This window comes from Acinetobacter sp. YH12039 (assembly GCF_013420015.1).
GTDB lineage: Bacteria > Pseudomonadota > Gammaproteobacteria > Pseudomonadales > Moraxellaceae > Acinetobacter > Acinetobacter amyesii.
Map to the genome: position 1 here is coordinate 65284 of NZ_VOZA01000003.1, position 17556 is coordinate 82839.

Consider the following 17556-nt stretch of genomic DNA (forward strand, 5'->3'; position numbering starts at 1 on the left):
GTTGGTATTTTTATAAGTAGGCAAATTCTAAAATGAATATGTAGAAAATAAAAGGATGAAAAATAAACTGTACAAAAAAGCCCACAAGGAGCGGGCTTTTTTGCGGTGAAGGAATTTTAAATATCCCATTCCACAAAGTTTTTCAGCAATTGCAGACCGGCTGTATGACTTTTTTCTGGGTGAAATTGTGTCGCAAACAAGTTTTCCTTGTGAATTGCGGTACAAAATTTCAAACCATAGTCACAGGTTGCAGCGACTATGCTTGAATCTTGCGGCTCTACATAGAAGCTATGTACGAAATAGAAACGAGCATCTTGCTCAATGTTTTTCCACATCGGGTGGCTAGGGTCTGCCTGATGCACTTGGTTCCAGCCCATGTGCGGCACTTTTAATCCCTCTATGTCAGGGAAGCGTTTAACCGAACCTTCAAAAATACCCAATGCATCTGCACCGCCATTTTCTTCGGAATGCTGCATTAAAGCTTGCATGCCGACACAGATCGCAAGCACAGGTTTATTAAATGCCGCTTTACGGACCACATCATCAATGCCTGCATCATGCATGCCTTGCATACAGTCACGCATTGCTCCCACACCGGGGAACACAATTTTATCTGCTTGTGCAATCAGCTTAGGATCATTGGTGACATCAACAGTTGCACCCACGTGTTCGAGGGCTTTTGCTGCTGAGTGAAGATTTCCCATGCCATAGTCAAGAAGGGCAATACGGGTCATTACAATGTTCCTTTGGTAGACGCAACAGTATTTTCGGCACGCGGGTCAACTTCACACGCCATACGTAATGCACGGGCAAAGGCTTTAAATACGCTTTCAATTTGGTGGTGGCTGTTTTTACCTTTTAGGTTGTCGATGTGCAGCGTCATTAACGCATGGTTCACAAAACCTTGGAAAAATTCAGAGAAAAGATCCACATCAAAAGTCCCGATGCGCGCGCGAGTGAATGGAATATCCATCCAAAGACCCGGACGGCCAGATAAATCCACCACAACACGACTCAGTGATTCATCGAGCGGCGCATAGAAGTGACCGTAGCGACGTAAACCTTTTTTATTGCCCAGTGCTTGAGCAAAAGCTTGACCCAGTGTAATCCCACAGTCTTCTACAGTATGATGATCGTCAATTTCAAGATCGCCATCACAATGAATATCAATATCAAACAGACCATGTCGCTTGATTTGATCAATCATATGATCTAAAAATGGAACACCAGTGTTTAAAGTGCCTTGACCAGTACCATCAAGATTCACACGAACTCGAATTTTGGTTTCGTTGGTGTTTCTTACCACTTCACTGATACGATCTGTCATAGACACGTTCCTCAAATACGTCAAAATGATTGATGTAAAAATATTTTCGCTGTGACGAAAAGTCACTGCATATTAGATTGCTCAGGAGGGTTTATCAATGCCTATTACCGTACATGCCTATACTTCTTTAGAAAATGATGAAGTGCGCAGCCAGCTTGAGCGACTGTATGACACCAGCCCTGAGTTTAGCGACGGTTCCGATGCGATTGAACAACTTGAGCAGAACTTAGCTCAGTATACCTTAGTTTATACTGCAGAATTTAATACAAAATTGATTGGTGCGATTTGGTGTACAGGCCAAGGTGAAAGCAAAACCCTTGAATATATTGTGGTACACCCTGCAAATCGTGGGCGTGGTGTTGCAGAGCGCTTGGTCAGTGAGACCACCCGTATGGAAGAAGAAAAAGGGGTGAAGACTTTTGAGCCGGGTTGTGGCGCGATACATCGCTGTTTGGCGCACATTGGTAAAATTACTGCGGCTGAATAACTGGTCCCCCAATTGAAAGCAGCCATTGAGCTGCTTTTTTGTTGGATAAATACAGTTTCGTCACTGTAATTTCAGCTGTGGAAATTTGAAATCACTCAAAAAATAAGCAAATAGTGTGAAATATTGATTTAAAAATAAACATTTGCACAAAAAAGCGCAACGGATGCTTGACGCCATGAGACTGAAATTGTTTAATACGCCCCATCGGCGTGATAGCTCAGTAGGTAGAGCAACGGATTGAAAATCCGTGTGTCCCCAGTTCGATCCTGGGTCTCGCCACCATATTCAAAACTGATTTTTCAGTTTATCAATCCCTGATCCCATCAGGGATTTTTTTTGCCTAAAAAATATGCATACGAAAAATATTTTTATAAATATGATTGACTAATTAACTGAGATGCGGCTTAATACACCGCATCGGCGTGATAGCTCAGTAGGTAGAGCAACGGATTGAAAATCCGTGTGTCCCCAGTTCGATCCTGGGTCTCGCCACCATATTCGAAAAACCTCAAACGATTGTTTGAGGTTTTTTTTCGTCTGCTGTTTTTCAGGTGTTGATATTTCGCACAGTTTAACTGCTACAATCGATGCCAGATGATGGGCCCAATTGCTATAAGAAAATTATTAAAAAATAAGGGTTAAGGTTATGAAAAAAATATTATTTCCTGTTTTGATCTGCATGATTGCCTTGCTGAGCGCATGTGGTGGCGGGGGCGGTAGTAATGTCGATTCTTCCTATTCTAAAACCATTATTCAAAATGGTGTGACCTATGAATGTAAAAGTGAAAATGCAGCAGCGCTTTGTGATAATGGCAATTGTTCTTCTTGTGAATCATCGCTCGATAAAATAATCACAGCATCATGCAGCACCAGTATTTCCGCAGGGCAAACAATTTTTGCCGTGACCAAAACGGGCTGTGTATCCAATATGAAATCGGGCAGCAGAATAACTGCAGCATGTGATAATGGTCTGCTTAAATTAAAAGTTGGATCTAACTTTAGCTTAAATCAGGTGATTAACACGGGTACGACGATGAGCTCTGGTGAATATATTGTCGGCACAGAAGTGCTCCGCTGCAGGCTTTAATCAAATGAACATAGTTTCGTGGAGTGACAGTTGAAGCGACTTCAATATGCGGCGCTTGGACTGCTCTGTTTTGCACTGGGCTATATTGCGGCATCGTGGAATGACCAACCAAGCTTGACGTCGCCGCCACCTGAGCACTCGCTTGTCTCTTTGGCGACGAGTAATCCTGTGGCACTCTTGGCTTTAGATCAAGATGCCTCGGATCAGCCTCATTCTAAAGATATACAGCAACAACTCAAAGGCCAACATCTTCAGCTAAAGAGCATTATTCAGCAGACTTCAGATCAACAATTGGGGCAATATTTACAGCAGGCATTTCCCAATTACAGTTTTGCAGGGATTCAAAATAAGCAGCAGTTTGCGCAGCAGATGTTAGACGAATTTCTACAAGCCAAAAATGATCCGCAGCAGCGATTGGCAGGGCAAGCGTATGTGACTGATCAATCACAGACAGATGTAGATCAAGTTTTACCTCGTGAAATCTATGTCACACAGCCGTTGTATGCACATTTTGATACCATGGGTAAAGTTCCAAACAATACGCAAGTTATGGTGCGTTGGACGCATCGTGATAGCGGTGAAGTGCTGCTCTTTACGCCACGCAAAGTTAGTGAGCAACAGCAACAAAACTGGGTGAGTTTCTATCCCATGACTGGATGGAAAACTGGTCATTATGATGTGAAATATTATCAAATGAATGATCAATTAAGCCCGATTGCACAGACCAGTTTTTATATACAGCACGTGATTGAGTAAATATTTGAAGCTCAAATTTTATCGCTGAAGCAATGACTTAAGTGCTAGTTTCCAACCCTAAAAATTCGATTAAACTGATAAAAAAATAAATAATGAATTTTTACAATGAAAGACCTTTTCTCTACAGGGAGTGCGCTGTATCAACAATCACGTCCAAGTTATTCTGCTGAAGTTGTCGATAGCATCTTGCAGCATGTTGCCGTGCGTGAATTGGCATGGGACTGTGGTGCAGGTTCAGGTCAATTTACCAAAGGTTTGGCACCCTATTTTCAACAGGTTTTAGCGACAGATCTGAGTGCTGAGCAATTGGCACAAGCACCCAATTTAGATAATGTGCGTTATGAGCAAGCTAGCGCCGAACATTGTCCGCTTGCCGACCATTCAGCGGATTTAATCACAGTCGCGCAAGCGATTCATTGGTTCGATTTTGCTGCATTTTATGCAGAAGTACGACGCGTATTGAAACCCCAAGGTCATATCGCCATTGTGGGTTATGGTCTGATTCAATTTGAACACGCGGAATTGAACCAGCTTTTACAGGATCTGTATTTTGTCACGTTAAAAGGCTATTGGGATGCTGAACGTTGTTACATCGACGAAGAATATCGCAGTATTCCGTTTCCATTTCAGGAGTTAGCGACACCTCAGCTGTTTTTAAATTACAGGTGGAGTTCACAGCAAATTTTGGACTATTTGCAAACATGGTCTGGGTTAAAACATTATCAACAGCAACATCCGATACTTCAACCATGTGCAGCTTTGCACGACTTCTTTAGCCGTCATCCGCAGCAAGAGTTTGCTTTGTCATTTCCTGTGCTGTTAAGAATTGGAACAGTATAAAAAAGAAAAAGCAGTGGTAATGCAGATAGGTAAAGGATGATATCTCAAGTCCAGAATGAGCAACGTGAGGTTTAAACTAGCTGTGCTATCCTGCCGTTTGTCGGGGTTAAATCTGGTAAATTGATTAATTGTTGTACAATAATAGCAGTGTAAATTTTTTCAATTTTCTATTTTTAAATCTCTTGGAATGAACATGATGAATCTCCCTAAATCTGTTTCCGTTTTGGTTTTTGTTAGTGCAGCAATGACGGCTATGAGTACATTGGCTGCGGAAAAAGCCACTACAAAAGCTGATGAAACCGAACAACAAGCTATTCAGATGCCTGCTTTAACCATTATGGCAGAGCGTGAAATGCGTGCAGAGACGGGCATTGTTGAGTATCAAGAGCAGGTGGATCGCCGTAAAGCCTTACAGCAACGGGTGATGCAACTTGAGCGTGATACTCAAAACAAAGGTGTCGATGCAACAATCGTGTCAAATATTGATATCTTACCTGCCACAGCAGTGCCAGATATGTCGAATTTATCGCCTTTGATGCAACAGCATGTTTTAAATATTGCCGCAGGTTTGCAGTCTTCTGACCCACGCAATGGTTTATATATTATGTTGCAACCCTTTGGGATTGACCGTAATGCGACCAATGTGCAAATCAGTCGTGAGCAAATCAATCTCGGAAACATCGACCGTCAGTTAAATACCAATCCGATTAAGACCCCATAATCGAATACATCTCTACAGTACATTGAAGGCGAAAATTCATGTTTTATCCATGAATTTTCGTTTTGATGGCATGCGCAATTTAAGTCTATTTACATTGATGTTTTCAAATAGCCTTCTTAAAAAGCATGGCTATTTTATCGTCAATCTTCAAACTTTTGGTTAAACTGAATAAAAGGGCATTCGGAGCTCATTATGCCGCGTATCTTTGTTGTCTTGGCCAGTGCTACGGTATTGGTCTTTGGATGGATGTTTTATCAATATTCAGTACAGCAAAAAGAAGCTGTGCAACTCTCGACCTATGAAACGGTTTTGCGTGAAAAAACCGAGCAAATTTTTCAGCAAGCTCAGCACTGGGAAGAGCCGATACAACTCAATGTGACAGATGCACGGCTAACGGGGGATTATAAAATCATGTCGGATTTTATTTTGAGCCAAATGCTGCAGCGTGCAGAAGCGCGGAATCAATATATTCGTGATCTTAAAGCACTGAATTGGGATAAATTTCTCGATATCGATCGCTTATTAAAAGATAAAAAAAACCAATATCAAGAGACTGAGCAAATGCTGCAGCAGGTGCATGCAGTGGTCGATGCTTATGAACAAAAAACCACACAGCAAGAGGAAAATGGTTTAGCGCAGGCCAAACAGTTGGCGGTCAAACAGGTGTTTCGTCAGCAAATTGCGCAGAGTTTAAGAGACAGTCGTGATAGTGATGAGTCGCATGCTTTATTTGAGTTAGAAAAGCAAAGCTTGGCGAAGGCTGATGAGCTCTTTGCTGTGCTGAAAGCCAATAAATGGGAAAAGAAAAATAAATTATTTATGTTCTATGAAGATGCGCCTTTAAAGCAGTTTAATCAGCTTTATACAGAGATGTTAGCGCTCAATGCACAAATGGATGAGATCCGCCAAAAGAACCGTTCAGAGTTGAAACAAAAGCTTTAACTGACTGTCATCTCTCTTTCAAAATTGCGCGATAAAGTGGCTTATAGCAAGGTTTTACATCATATAGAGGTCCATGCTCATGCGAGCTATTCAGATTTTTGATGATATTCAGCAGGTCTATATCGACTTTATCGCGAACCGCCAATATCCACGTTTGGAAAGTTTAAACAATTGGGGCAAGAACCGTTTTTTCTTCAGTCAGTATTTTCGCATGATTGAAGATTGGCATCTGACTGAACAGATTGTGATTGAATTTAATCAACAATTTTATAGTTTGGATACAAGGACGGCGCCTGACTTTATGGATCAAGATAAATACATGGCTTGGTTGATGGAACAATTACAAATATTAAAATAAGTCCTTTTCATTCAAATTATTCAGCACAACTTCGAGACATGTTATGCAATTCAAAGCCATCCTTTAGCGGATGGCTTTTTTGTTGTTATCGAGCATCATTTTGGGAACTGAGTTCCGAACTAGCACGAATGGCGCAAAAAACATTGGCTTTAAAACAGTCTTTGATTGTTTAAATTGCAAATTTAATACAACTATCAACCAATAGTGTGACTTAAATCACTTAAAATACGCCGAAAATTTAAACATAACTTTTTAGCCAGCAGCCCATAACTCATAAGAAGCTGAGCTGTATTGAACTTGCAAAAATTCTAACCTTAGACCGATTGGCTTTGAATGAAAGGTTTATCGCCATTTTTAGAGACGATTTTTTTAGCGTATGAAAAAATTAATACTGCTATGGCTTGCCATATGTGCGGTTTCATTGGTGTCGATAGGCTATACCTATGAATTATTCATTAGCCCTGTTTGGGTGGTAAATGCATTCGCTGCCTATGGCATGGTTTTAATGCGAAAGCATTTAAGTCACGATTTACTGATCGTGCTTTATGCTTTTAGTGCGATCTTTGTGGCTTCGCTGATGGTCGATCCTGCCAAAATCTTAGAAGATAAATTTCTCCTGTGTGCGATTTCGGCATTTCAGATTTGGGTATTTATTAAAGCCTATTTAGCGCTGAGCCATTTAAAAAAACGCCGCTTTAAGCGAACCCTAATGTTAGCTGTTCCGAGTATCGTGAGTGCTTTTGCAGGCAGTCTCTTGTTTGTGGCGTGCTTTCAGATGGACAACCAATACTTTGCCTTTGTTGATTATTTTCTAGAGCAATTTGCAACAAGTTTGGCTGTGGTGTGTTTACTGTTTGGTGTTCAGCGCTGGATGAATGTGCCGTGGGTGGATTATGGCTATCTGATCGTGGCACTGGCCGTCCAATATGTGATCTCAAATGATCAGATCTTCTATGCTTGCATGGTCTTGCCTTTATTGATGTGTTACTACGCGATCAAATATGACTTCAAAACCTTTTGCTGGCTGATTGGCTTAATGACGCTGATCTGTGGCTGGTATGGTGCCATGCCATTGGCTGGGGAATATTGGTCGGATGCACAGGTACATATGCTCTCGCGGATCAGTTCTTATCGTTTGGCATTGGGTATTTATTTGATCATTTTTCTGTTTATTTGTGAGCTGTATGCACGAAATAAACGTCTATATTTGGCTTTGCAACGTGTAAGTTTTTGCGATGAGTTGACGGGACTGAAAAATCGCCATGCCTTTAAAGAACAAATATTTATAGAGGGTGCGGTTGATAAAGGCTGTGTCATTTTGCTCGATGTCGATAATTTTAAAAAAATTAATGACCAATATGGGCACCAAATGGGGGACAGTGTTTTGGTGCATTTGGCAAAAATCTTAAAAAATTGTAGTCCACGCGCGAGTTTTATCAGTCGCTGGGGCGGTGAAGAATTTTTAATTTTGCTCGAAGGTGCCGATTTGGAGCAGGGTAAAATGTTGTGTGAAACAATTTTGGAACGCTGCGAACATGTACCGTTTCGAAAAGATCAATTAAGGCTAGATGTCAGCTTTAGTATGGGCTTGGCCGAGTTTCAACAGTTGAGTTTGTCTAATTACTCCACGACTCTACAGCATGTCGATGCCTGCCTATATCAGGCGAAATCACAAGGGAAAAATCAGTTTGTTTATCAAAAGATTATTCCGTTAGCAGAAAGCAGTATTGCAGTCTAAATAGGCAAAAAAGATGCCGTGAAGGCATCTTTTTTAGCATTTAATCAATGATTAAGCTGCTTTTTTGAACCAAGAAAAGAAACCTTTTTTCTCAGCTTTCGCTGCTTCAGCTTTTTTCTCTGCACATTTTTTAGCGCAGTCTTTTTTCGCTTCAGCTTTTACTTCTTCAGTTTTAGTTTCAACAGCTTCTTTTGCATCAGTTGCTTTTTCTACAGCTGCATCTTTTGCTTCAACAGTTTTTGCAACGACAGCATCTTTAGTTGCTACAGTTTTTGCTACAGTCGCGTCTTTTGCTGCAACAGTGTTTGCAACAACAGCGTCTTTAGCCGCTACAGTTTTTTCTACAGTTGCATCTTTTGCTGCAACTGCAGTTTCTTTAGTTGCTGCTGCTTTTTCTACAACTGCTTTTTTCATGTCAGCAGTTTTTGCTTTAGTGGTTTCTTTCACTGTTAAAGTTTTAGTTTGAGTCGCTTTTTCTGCAACAGCCACTTGAGTTTTAGCAGCATCTTTAGTTGCTTGAGCAGCAGCTACAGTTGCAGTTTTCGCTTGTGCAGCTTGAGCTTTTACAGCTTCAACAGCAGTCGCAGGTTTTTGTTCTACAGCAGTAGTTGCCATAGCAGAAGTTGTAGCAGCAACTAAAGCAACAGCTAAAGTAGTTTTGATCGCGTTCATAGTCATCACTCTATAAAACTTAGTTAAAATAAGGCATTGTAAATTTTATGCCTTATCAACAGCTCTTAGGTTACACGGCACAGAGTGAGGGATTCGATTGTGTGAATATTCCACCAATGTTACAAACGGATAACATGGTGTAACGCAGAAAAACAAACAAAAACAGCGTGCATTGCACAGCATTCGAAATTTTCAATTCAAAGCTGATTTAAAATCACTGTTAAAGCCGTTATTGTGAATATATATTTCTGCCATTGGTATGGCATAAAAATAAAGTCGCATGAGGGATAACATCAGATGCAGCAGCTTATTTGTTATAAACAGCTCCCTGTGTGGACGCAGCAGTCGATTCCACAAGGTTTTAAACAACAGCACAATACCAAAGCAGGCACTTGGGCAAAACTCACCGTACTGCAAGGTGAAGTGAACTTTGCCATGCTGGATGCGTCAGGAAATATCCTCTCGACGCATGTATTTAGCCCAGATCAGCCACCGCCGTTTATTGAGCCGCAGGCGTGGCACAAAATTGTGTCTGCGAGTGACGATGTGCAATGTCAGTTGAGTTTTTATTGCTTAGTACAGGACTATTTTTATAAGAAGTATCAACTCAGCCCAACACATTCAGAAATTTTGGCAGCAACACCATATTTGCAAGGTGGTCGAGCTTTGGATGTCGGCTGTGGGCAGGGGCGTAATTCGCTGTACTTAAGTCAGCTGTCTGAGCAGCATTTTGAGGTGGATGCTTGGGATGTGAACCCACACAGTTTGCATAAGCTGCAAGAGGTGATCGCTGCGGAAGGCATTGAAAATATTCATGTACAGCAGCGTGATCTAAACGCTGACCCAAGCATTACAGGTACATATGATTTTATTTGCTGTACCGTGGTGATGATGTTTTTAGAAGCCAAGACAGTGAAGCCTCTGATTCAACATATGCAGCAAGCCACCAATATCAATGGTTATAACCTGATTGTCTGTGCGATGGATACGCCTGATATTCCTGCGCAGTCTGACTTTCCATTCAGCTTTAAAGCAGGGGAATTAAGTGCCTTGTATGAGGGCTGGAACATTGTGAAATACAATGAAAATGTCGGGGAGCTGCATCGGGTGGATTCAGAAGGGCAGCGGATTAAACAGCATTTTGCGACTTTGTTGGCGCAGAAAATTTAAGCTTAGAATTGTAGGATGTTGAGTTGAAGGGATGGGGATCAACTCAACACTTACTTAATACTGGAAAAATGGGAACCATTTTGAGCTAGTCAGGCTGTATGTGTACTTAGAAAATTCAACCAATTGAATATGATCCTACTCTGATTTAAGGCTGATAAATAAAGCCCAAAGCTTTTAGAGGCAATTGAATGATGTCGATAGTGAGTGTTAAAGGCAATAGTGGTAATTCTGCCAATTTTTCCTGCCCTGACTTTTTGACATAGCCACTTTGGTCTTCGTAATGCTGGATACGGATCTTATAGGGATGGCTTAAGGGCTTTAAATCTGCGGCATTCGCAACTTTTGGGTAAACCGTACCTGCAATTTCTAAGTTAAACAGGTGATCTTGTTGTTCTGCCTTTGAACAATCACATGGTGCTACACCATATTGGTTGAATAATGCCCTTTCCGTAGGACTTAGTGTTCCATTGGGAGGCGCATAATAAAATTTAAAGCTTCCGCTAAATTTAGTGCTGTTCGGGCTCGGAGAATTAAAGTCAAGTTCTCGATGGAGACGAATATATTGTGGATTGAGTTGGCTTATCAGTTGAATAAAATCAGCACCGCCTTTATTGATCAAATAGCTGTATTTATTGCCTGCGACTACGATGCTATCGATTGGTTCATTGGGTATTGCTTTAGCAGGTTTGCCAAATGCGATCACATCATCTTCAAGGATTGTTCTCCATGCATATTTTGTTTCGTATTTTTGAAACAGATCACGGGAGAGTTCACCGATTTGATTATTTGTAACGCAAGCTGTAAGAAAAATAAAAGTGCTTAGGTAGCTCATCTTTATGAGGTAGTGAAGTCGTTTATTTATCATTGTTATGCATATTTAAGTTTTGGTTCAGGCCTTACCATAATTCAAAAATCGCTGAAAATCGAGAATTAACGTTTTAAATTTTAAATATGCTAAGACGTTTTTTAAGGGTTGTTTAGCACGGTTTATTGCTGAAGATTTTTGAACAAAATTTACTTCACAATGGACATTCCCTCTCCTTTTAAGGAGACTTGCGCAGAATACCGCTCAGGGAGAGGATTTATATGAAAAATTTCCCTCATCCTCTTGTGGCGCATGCTGCTCATCCCAGAGGGAGAAGGGGCTTCCAGTATGTATTCATGAGAGTTTAGTTAACAAATAAAAAACCCCGCACTAAGCGGGGTTTCTTTTATCTCAGTATTTAACTAAATATTAAACACGTTCGATAATGGTCGCGATACCTTGACCAAGACCGATACACATAGTCGCAAGACCGATTTGTGTATCTTGCTGTTCCATAACGTTCAGCAAAGTCGTTGTGATACGCGCACCAGAACAACCCAATGGGTGACCCAATGCAATCGCACCACCGTTCAAGTTCACACGGTCTTGTTGGTCATAAATGCCTAAGCCTTTAAGAACAGACAAACCTTGCGCAGCGAACGCTTCGTTCAATTCAAACGTTTGGATGTCTGCGATAGACAAGCCAGCACGTTTAAGCGCTTTTTGAGTTGCTGGTACAGGACCATAACCCATGATCGCAGCATCACAGCCTGCAACTGCCATAGAGCGAATCACAGCACGTGGCTTAAGACCTAAAGCTTGAGCACGTTCAGCAGACATCAGCAACATTGCAGAAGCACCGTCAGACAAAGCTGAAGATGTTGCAGCAGTTACCGTACCGCCTTTCGGATCGAATACTGGACGTAACGATTGGAATGCTTCAAGGTTTGCATCAGGACGAATCACTTCATCGATATCGCACAGGATTTTGAAACCATTTGCATCGTGACCTTCAACGCCCACGATTTCATTTTTGAAACGGCCTTCTTGTGTTGCAGCCCAAGCACGGCGGTGTGATTCAACACCAAACGCATCTTGTTCTTCACGCGAAATACCGTTCATACGACCTAACATTTCAGCCGTTAAGCCCATCATGTTAGACGCTTTTGCATAGTGCTTAGACGCTTCAGGGTTGATGTCGATGCCGTGCATCATGCCAACGTGACCCATGTGTTCTACACCACCAATGATGAAGATATCACCTTGGTTGGTTGCAATTTGCGCAGCCGCTGTGTGGATTGCTTGCATAGAAGAACCACAAAGACGGTTCACTGTTTGACCTGCAACAGTACGTGGTAGGTCTGCTAACAATGCAATATTACGACCAATGTTCATACCTTGCTCTAGGGTTTGGTTTACACAGCCCCAGATTACGTCTTCAACTTCATTGGTATCAAACTGGTTACGAGCAACAAGCGCGCGTACTAATTCAGCAGATAAGCTGTCAGCACGGACGTTACGGAACATACCATTTTTGGTTTTACCCATTGCTGAACGTACGCCATCAACGATGACAACGTCACGTGGATTTAAAGTAGCCATTCACGTTGCTCCTTAACCGTAGAATTTTTTGTTGTTAGCAGCCATGTCACGCAACATTTGTGGCGCTTCATAAGCCTTACCTAAATACGCATATTTGTCGCAAAGCGCTACGTATTCAGCGACACCTGTTTGGTCGATGTAACGGCATGGACCACCACGGAATGGAGGGAAACCTACACCCATGATCATCGCCATATCTGCTTCAGCAGCAGTCGCTACGATGTTGTCTTCTAGGCAACGAACAGTTTCGTTACAGAACGTCAGCATCATACGGTCAATGATTTCTTGAGCATCAAATTCACGTTTTTCCGCAGTTGCAACAGAAGCCACAAGTTCGTAAGCCACTGGATCAACCACTTTGGCTTTCTTACCTTTACGGTCAAGTTCGTATTTGTAGAAACCAACGTCGTTCTTTTGACCAAGACGTTTGTTTTCGTACATGGTTAAAGTTGCGCCTTTGTAGTCTGGCTTCATGCGGTCAGGGAAACCTTCCGCCATTACTTCCGCACCGTGTACGCCTGTGTCGATACCCACAACGTCGATGAGGTAAGCAGGACCCATTGGCCAGCCGAATTTTTCCATCACTTTATCAACTTGCTGGAAGTCAGCACCGTCTTTCAGTAGAAGGTCAAATGCACCGAAGTAAGGGAATAGTACGCGGTTTACCAAGAAGCCTGGGCAGTCGTTAACCACGATTGGTGTTTTACCCATTTTCTGAGCAAGAACCACAGTTGTCGCGATTGCTTCAGCAGATGTTTTCTCACCGCGGATCACTTCTACCAATGGCATCATGTGAACAGGGTTAAAGAAGTGCATACCTACGAAGTTTTCAGGACGTTGTAGGTTTTCAGCCAAACGTGTGATTGAAATTGTTGAAGTATTTGAAGCAATGATCGTATTGTCACGAACATTTTTCTCAGTTTCAGCAAGTACGATACCCTTAACTTTCGGGTTCTCTGTTACTGCCTCAATCACGATGTCCACTTCTTTGAATTCGTCATAGCTTAATGTAGGACGGATGCGAGCAAGAGTTTCACCCATTTGAGCAGGTTTCATCTTCTTACGTTCAACTTGTTTGGTCAGTAAGCCATTTGCTTCTTTCATACCTAAAGCAAGTTGTGGGTTACCAATGTCTTTCATGATGATTGGTGTGCCTTTGCTTGCCGCTTGGTAAGCAATACCACCACCCATGATACCCGCGCCTAATACAGCGGCTTGGTTGACAGGGTGCGCACCTTTTTCATATTTCTTCGAAGTTTTCTTCACAATTTGGTCGTTAAGGAATAAACCAATTAACGCACCTGCTTGTGGAGTTACAGCCGCTTTAGCAAAACCTTGCGCTTCGATTTTCAATGCTTCATCACGTGGAAGGCTTGCACCTGCTTGTAATGAGTCTAAAAGAAGTTTTGGCGCTGGGTATTGAGCAGGATTTGCTTTTGCAAGAACTGCACCTTTCGCTGTATTGAATGCCATCATTTGTTCAAGCATGTTCAATTTAACAGGATCTAATTTTTCTTGGCGTTTTGCTTTCCAGTCTACACGGCCAGCAATCGCTTGTTTCACAAGGTCAATTGCAGCGTCTTGTAGTTTGTCTGCAGCAACAACTGCATCAACAGCACCGTCTTTGAGCGCAGCAGCAGGCTTTTTCGGCGCAGCCATTGCCATCCATTCAACCGCATTGTCGATACCAATCACACGGCTTAAACGAACCGTACCACCAAAACCAGGGTAGATACCAAGTTTGATTTCTGGAAGGCCAACTTGTGCAGCTTCTGACATCACACGATAGTCACACACTAAGCACATTTCAAAACCGCCGCCCAATGCCATACCATTGATTGCAGCAACTTTAGGAACGTTTAGATCTTCAAACGCATTGAAGATGTCGTGAACAGGCAATGCCCAATCCACAATCGCTTGTTCGCCTTGAGCGAAGTTTTCACCGAATTCAGTGATATCTGCACCCACGATAAATGTAGATTTACCTGAAGTAACGATTAAACCTTTGATGTCACCGTTTGCTTTAACAGCGTCAATTGCAGCTTTAAAATCTTCAATTGTTGCGCGGTTAAATTTGTTGACCGACTCACCTTGTAAGTCAAAGCGGAATTCTGCAATTCCGTCCGAAAGCATTTGGACGGTAATGGCATTGCCAGCGTGGATCATGCCTGATCTCCTTTATTTTGGAGGACTTCTAAGTTGATGTTGTGAAGCGAGTACGCGGTTCCTGCGTACACTTTATGCCTCGCTAATCTTACGATAACTATATCTAAAAAGAACATAACAAGTTGTATCAAGCCGTGACGCTAGGGTCATCAAAATTTCTTTTGGAAATAGCCTTCGGATCTGCCTTTAAACGCTATCGCTCTGATTAAATATGTTGAAGCTTATGTTTCAGTTCACATTTTTTTATAAATGTAAGCTATAGATTGAGATGCGAAAGAAAAAATCAAGAAAAAAGCAAGTGTATTTTTCGGCAGAATGGTCAATTCACTTTTACTATTGTCATCCATCTTTGCTGAGACACAGTGTTCTATGCTGCTTATTTAAGCGTCACTGAGCACTATGCTATACTCGCCGCGTTCTCAAAAGTTAATTTTTTATTAAGCACAATGCTTATTAGCACCAGGTCCTCATATGATTAAGTGGATTATCCTGGCGGTCTTTGTCATTTCTGCGTTTTATATCCAGCAACGCGGTAAAGTCCGTCATTCATTTTATCGTCAGTTTTTTGATCATTCGACATTGCTCGCACCGATCAATTTTCTCATGTACATGTTTTCAAAAGTGCCGAGCCAACCCTATATTGACACGCAGCATTTTAAAGATTTAAAAGTCTTAGATGAAAACTGGGAAATGATTCGTGATGAAGCCAAGGCCTTATATGAAAAAGGGGGCATCAAAGCATCGAGTACTTATGATGACCTTGGATTTAACTCGTTCTTTAAAACAGGTTGGAAACGCTTTTATTTAAAATGGTATGACTCAGCCCATCCTTCGGCTGCTGAACTTTGCCCAAAAACTACGGCCTTGTTAAAAAATCTACCCACTATTAAAGCCGCGATGTTTACTGAGTTGGCGCCTGACAGTCGTTTAGTCCGTCATCGTGATCCCTATGCTGGTTCATTGCGTTATCACTTGGGCTTACTAACGCCGAATGATGACCGTTGTTTTATTGATGTCGATGGTCAGCGGTACTCATGGCGTGACGGCGAGAGTGTGGTGTTTGATGAAACCTATATTCACTATGCTGAAAATAAAACGGATCAGAACCGGATTATTTTCTTTGCAGACGTTGAACGGCCATTAAAGTCAAAGTGGATGGAAGCTTTTAACCATTGGTTTGGTAAAAATGTCATGACTGCTGCGAGTTCACCGAATGAAAGCGGTGATAAAACGGGTGGTTTAAATAAAGTATTTGGCTATGTCTATCAAATTCGTATAAAAGCCAAAGCCTTGAAAAAAACCAATCGTTCACTGTATTACTTTTTAAAGTGGTTCCTAATGTTGGGGCTGTTCTTCCTGATTTTTGTACGCCCATATTTATTTTAAAAGTAGAATAAATATTGAAAAAATGCGCCCTTAGGGGCGTTTTTTTATGCTGACAGTCAGCAAAATATCAGTTATCGTGCAAGCAGAATAAAAATAATTATGCAGAGCAAATCTGCAAAAAGCAGAAATAGTGTTAGCCAGAATAAGCTAGAACCAGAATAAGCCAGAAAAAGTGAGCCAATAGACGAGGAATATGATGTTGACGTCCGAACTTAAGCCCATGCAAAACCGTTGAGCTGAAAGAAAAGCGTCATCATCAATGATAGCCAAAACCCAAAGGTGAACGGTTGAAGCTTTGCATGCAGGCATGAAGACCTACTGCATAGAAACCCTGTTTAAACGCCTGAAGGGATTGATTTGGCGGGAAGGGGATCCGATTCATGAAAGCAACCAACCAAACATTGATGCATCAAATGCATATTTCGATGCAAGATATAGAACGACGTAAACAGTTGCTTGGCTTGACTGATTTAGAGCTGGCGGAATTGGCTTCGATTGGTGGGATTGTGGCGCCGATACTCGACAGTATGGTTGATGAATTTTATGAAAATCAGACCTCAATTCCAGAAATTGCCACTTTGATTGGTGATCTTGATACCTTGAAGCGTTTGCAACGCGCGCAGCACCAGTATTTATTGGACTTATTTTCCGGGCGCTATGACAGCGCTTATGTGAATAACCGTTTACGGATTGGTTTGGTTCATAAGCGCATAGGTGTAGAGCCGAAGTTGTATCTCTCTGCGGTGCATACCCTAAAGACCATGTTGTTTCGCTTAATTCAGCGAACCTTTAATGATACGGAACAATATCAGCGGATTATTAACACCTTGGAAAAGCTCTTTATGTTCGACACCACATTGGTGGTGGAAACTTATGTGTGGAGTTTGATTAATGAGGTGAAGATCTCCCGTGAAAAAATGGAACAGTATGCGCATGCGCTAGAGTTTCGTGCACAAGAAATGGAAGAACTTTCACAGCGCGATCCATTAACAGGACTCTTAAATGTCCGGCATTTATCGACCTTATTGACCAGTATTTTATATACAGCACAGCGTAATCATGAACCTGTGACAGTAGTGTTTATTGATATCAATGATTTTAAAAAGATCAATGATGAACAAGGTCATCCACGTGGAGATCAGGTACTACAAACGGTTGCTGCGGCCATAAAGTCGGTTGCACGTTTAGATGATCATTGCTTCCGTTATGGCGGAGACGAATTTTGTTTGGTCTTGCCGGGATGTAGTGAAAAGCATGTGGAAGGGAGTTTTATCCCGCGTTTATTAGAAGCGGTGGCTGAAATGGAAGCTGGCTTAAGTTTAAGTATTGGGCTGTGTCAAACAGACCATCAGCAAGGCTATATAGATGCCATGAGTTTGGTACAACAAGCCGATGCTAAAATGTATCAAGAGAAAAAGAATTATAAACGTTTGCAGGAACAACCCTTGCCGAAAGAAGCGTGATCCGAGCGTAAATAACGCCAAAAATAACAATAGATG

The 17556-nt window shown here is 41.7% G+C and carries 18 protein-coding genes and 2 tRNA genes; 13 read left to right on the top strand and 7 right to left on the bottom strand.

Going from position 1 to position 17556, the window contains the following annotated elements:
- Positions 1-116 precede the first annotated feature (116 nt).
- Together hisH and hisB are read right to left on the bottom strand one after the other, a co-directional pair.
- On the bottom strand, positions 117-734 hold the full coding sequence (gene hisH / locus FTT98_RS02360; protein ID WP_180041555.1) for an imidazole glycerol phosphate synthase subunit HisH: 618 nt from the start codon (positions 732-734) through the stop codon (positions 117-119).
- Entirely contained in the window at positions 734-1327 is a 594-nt protein-coding gene (hisB, locus tag FTT98_RS02365) for an imidazoleglycerol-phosphate dehydratase HisB (protein ID WP_078190487.1), read from the bottom strand. The genes hisH and hisB overlap by 1 nt, the downstream gene beginning before the upstream one ends.
- Before the next feature lie 97 nt (positions 1328-1424).
- Between hisB and FTT98_RS02370 the strand changes: the two genes are divergently transcribed.
- The 10 genes from FTT98_RS02370 to FTT98_RS02415 all read left to right on the top strand — a co-directional run bounded on the left by FTT98_RS02370 (position 1425) and on the right by FTT98_RS02415 (position 8256).
- Positions 1425-1814: a GNAT family N-acetyltransferase gene (locus tag FTT98_RS02370; protein ID WP_180002798.1), complete on the top strand. Its 390-nt coding sequence runs from the start codon at positions 1425-1427 to the stop codon at positions 1812-1814.
- 206 nt (positions 1815-2020) lie between these two features.
- Positions 2021-2096 (top strand) — tRNA-Phe (locus tag FTT98_RS02375).
- Between the two features lie 137 nt (positions 2097-2233).
- Positions 2234-2309: transfer RNA gene (locus FTT98_RS02380), tRNA-Phe, on the top strand.
- A 151-nt stretch (positions 2310-2460) separates the two neighbouring features.
- The gene (locus FTT98_RS02385; RefSeq protein WP_180041554.1) at positions 2461-2901 is read left to right on the top strand and encodes a hypothetical protein; all 441 of its coding nucleotides are present in this window, start codon (positions 2461-2463) and stop codon (positions 2899-2901) included.
- 30 nt (positions 2902-2931) lie between these two features.
- Positions 2932-3657, top strand: coding sequence for a hypothetical protein (locus FTT98_RS02390; RefSeq protein ID WP_180041553.1), 726 nt, complete (start codon positions 2932-2934; stop codon positions 3655-3657).
- Positions 3658-3762: 105 nt separating this feature from the next.
- Positions 3763-4497 carry a class I SAM-dependent methyltransferase gene (locus tag FTT98_RS02395; RefSeq protein ID WP_180041552.1) on the top strand — a complete coding sequence of 245 codons (735 nt, stop codon included), beginning with the start codon at positions 3763-3765 and terminating at the stop codon, positions 4495-4497.
- A gap of 193 nt (positions 4498-4690) precedes the next feature.
- Entirely contained in the window at positions 4691-5218 is a 528-nt protein-coding gene (locus FTT98_RS02400) for a hypothetical protein (protein WP_373683023.1), read from the top strand.
- Between the two features lie 192 nt (positions 5219-5410).
- Positions 5411-6160, top strand: a complete 750-nt coding sequence (locus FTT98_RS02405) for a hypothetical protein (protein WP_111885958.1) — start codon at positions 5411-5413, stop codon at positions 6158-6160.
- Between the two features lie 79 nt (positions 6161-6239).
- On the top strand, positions 6240-6518 hold the full coding sequence (locus tag FTT98_RS02410) for a hypothetical protein (protein WP_180041551.1): 279 nt from the start codon (positions 6240-6242) through the stop codon (positions 6516-6518).
- 376 nt (positions 6519-6894) lie between these two features.
- Positions 6895-8256: a GGDEF domain-containing protein gene (locus tag FTT98_RS02415; RefSeq protein ID WP_180041550.1), complete on the top strand. Its 1362-nt coding sequence runs from the start codon at positions 6895-6897 to the stop codon at positions 8254-8256.
- 51 nt (positions 8257-8307) lie between these two features.
- Here FTT98_RS02415 and FTT98_RS02420 read toward each other — a convergent pair whose 3' ends face one another.
- A complete protein-coding gene (locus FTT98_RS02420; RefSeq protein ID WP_180041549.1) occupies positions 8308-8928 on the bottom strand; it encodes a hypothetical protein in 621 nt (206 codons plus the stop codon).
- A 297-nt stretch (positions 8929-9225) separates the two neighbouring features.
- Between FTT98_RS02420 and tehB the strand changes: the two genes are divergently transcribed.
- A complete protein-coding gene (gene tehB, locus FTT98_RS02425) occupies positions 9226-10098 on the top strand; it encodes an SAM-dependent methyltransferase TehB (RefSeq protein ID WP_180041548.1) in 873 nt (290 codons plus the stop codon).
- A 145-nt stretch (positions 10099-10243) separates the two neighbouring features.
- Here tehB and FTT98_RS02430 read toward each other — a convergent pair whose 3' ends face one another.
- From FTT98_RS02430 to fadB, 3 genes are all read right to left on the bottom strand, one after another.
- Complete coding sequence (locus tag FTT98_RS02430) at positions 10244-10930, bottom strand: hypothetical protein (protein WP_373685115.1); 687 nt, start codon at positions 10928-10930, stop codon at positions 10244-10246.
- Positions 10931-11332: 402 nt separating this feature from the next.
- Complete coding sequence (gene fadA, locus FTT98_RS02435; protein WP_168379008.1) at positions 11333-12505, bottom strand: acetyl-CoA C-acyltransferase FadA; 1173 nt, start codon at positions 12503-12505, stop codon at positions 11333-11335.
- Positions 12506-12517: 12 nt separating this feature from the next.
- Entirely contained in the window at positions 12518-14671 is a 2154-nt protein-coding gene (fadB, locus tag FTT98_RS02440; RefSeq protein ID WP_078190473.1) for a fatty acid oxidation complex subunit alpha FadB, read from the bottom strand.
- A gap of 471 nt (positions 14672-15142) precedes the next feature.
- Between fadB and lpxO the strand changes: the two genes are divergently transcribed.
- Complete coding sequence (gene lpxO / locus FTT98_RS02445) at positions 15143-16057, top strand: lipid A hydroxylase LpxO (protein ID WP_078190472.1); 915 nt, start codon at positions 15143-15145, stop codon at positions 16055-16057.
- A gap of 256 nt (positions 16058-16313) precedes the next feature.
- On the opposite strand, the gene FTT98_RS18050 is transcribed toward lpxO, so the two are convergent.
- Positions 16314-16439, bottom strand: coding sequence for a hypothetical protein (locus tag FTT98_RS18050; protein ID WP_257220820.1), 126 nt, complete (start codon positions 16437-16439; stop codon positions 16314-16316).
- On the opposite strand from FTT98_RS18050, the gene FTT98_RS02450 reads away from it, so the two are divergent.
- Positions 16438-17520 carry a diguanylate cyclase domain-containing protein gene (locus FTT98_RS02450; RefSeq protein ID WP_180042074.1) on the top strand — a complete coding sequence of 361 codons (1083 nt, stop codon included), beginning with the start codon at positions 16438-16440 and terminating at the stop codon, positions 17518-17520. The genes FTT98_RS18050 and FTT98_RS02450 overlap by 2 nt on opposite strands.
- The last annotated feature ends 36 nt before the right edge of the window (positions 17521-17556 follow it).

Excerpts from the sequence above, each read along its gene's own strand:
- FTT98_RS02395 (WP_180041552.1), top strand. The coding sequence starts at position 3,763 with ATGAAAGACCTTTTCTCTACAGGGAGTGCGCTGTATCAACAATCACGT.
- FTT98_RS02420 (WP_180041549.1), bottom strand. The coding sequence starts at position 8,928 with ATGAACGCGATCAAAACTACTTTAGCTGTTGCTTTAGTTGCTGCTACA.
- FTT98_RS02370 (WP_180002798.1), top strand. The coding sequence starts at position 1,425 with ATGCCTATTACCGTACATGCCTATACTTCTTTAGAAAATGATGAAGTG.
- fadB (WP_078190473.1), bottom strand. The coding sequence starts at position 14,671 with ATGATCCACGCTGGCAATGCCATTACCGTCCAAATGCTTTCGGACGGA.
- FTT98_RS02430 (WP_373685115.1), bottom strand. The coding sequence starts at position 10,930 with ATGAGCTACCTAAGCACTTTTATTTTTCTTACAGCTTGCGTTACAAAT.
- FTT98_RS02385 (WP_180041554.1), top strand. The coding sequence starts at position 2,461 with ATGAAAAAAATATTATTTCCTGTTTTGATCTGCATGATTGCCTTGCTG.
- hisB (WP_078190487.1), bottom strand. The coding sequence starts at position 1,327 with ATGACAGATCGTATCAGTGAAGTGGTAAGAAACACCAACGAAACCAAA.
- tehB (WP_180041548.1), top strand. The coding sequence starts at position 9,226 with ATGCAGCAGCTTATTTGTTATAAACAGCTCCCTGTGTGGACGCAGCAG.
- FTT98_RS02405 (WP_111885958.1), top strand. The coding sequence starts at position 5,411 with ATGCCGCGTATCTTTGTTGTCTTGGCCAGTGCTACGGTATTGGTCTTT.
- lpxO (WP_078190472.1), top strand. The coding sequence starts at position 15,143 with ATGATTAAGTGGATTATCCTGGCGGTCTTTGTCATTTCTGCGTTTTAT.
- FTT98_RS18050 (WP_257220820.1), bottom strand. The coding sequence starts at position 16,439 with ATGAATCGGATCCCCTTCCCGCCAAATCAATCCCTTCAGGCGTTTAAA.
- FTT98_RS02450 (WP_180042074.1), top strand. The coding sequence starts at position 16,438 with ATGAAAGCAACCAACCAAACATTGATGCATCAAATGCATATTTCGATG.
- FTT98_RS02410 (WP_180041551.1), top strand. The coding sequence starts at position 6,240 with ATGCGAGCTATTCAGATTTTTGATGATATTCAGCAGGTCTATATCGAC.
- fadA (WP_168379008.1), bottom strand. The coding sequence starts at position 12,505 with ATGGCTACTTTAAATCCACGTGACGTTGTCATCGTTGATGGCGTACGT.
- FTT98_RS02400 (WP_373683023.1), top strand. The coding sequence starts at position 4,691 with ATGATGAATCTCCCTAAATCTGTTTCCGTTTTGGTTTTTGTTAGTGCA.
- FTT98_RS02415 (WP_180041550.1), top strand. The coding sequence starts at position 6,895 with ATGAAAAAATTAATACTGCTATGGCTTGCCATATGTGCGGTTTCATTG.
- hisH (WP_180041555.1), bottom strand. The coding sequence starts at position 734 with ATGACCCGTATTGCCCTTCTTGACTATGGCATGGGAAATCTTCACTCA.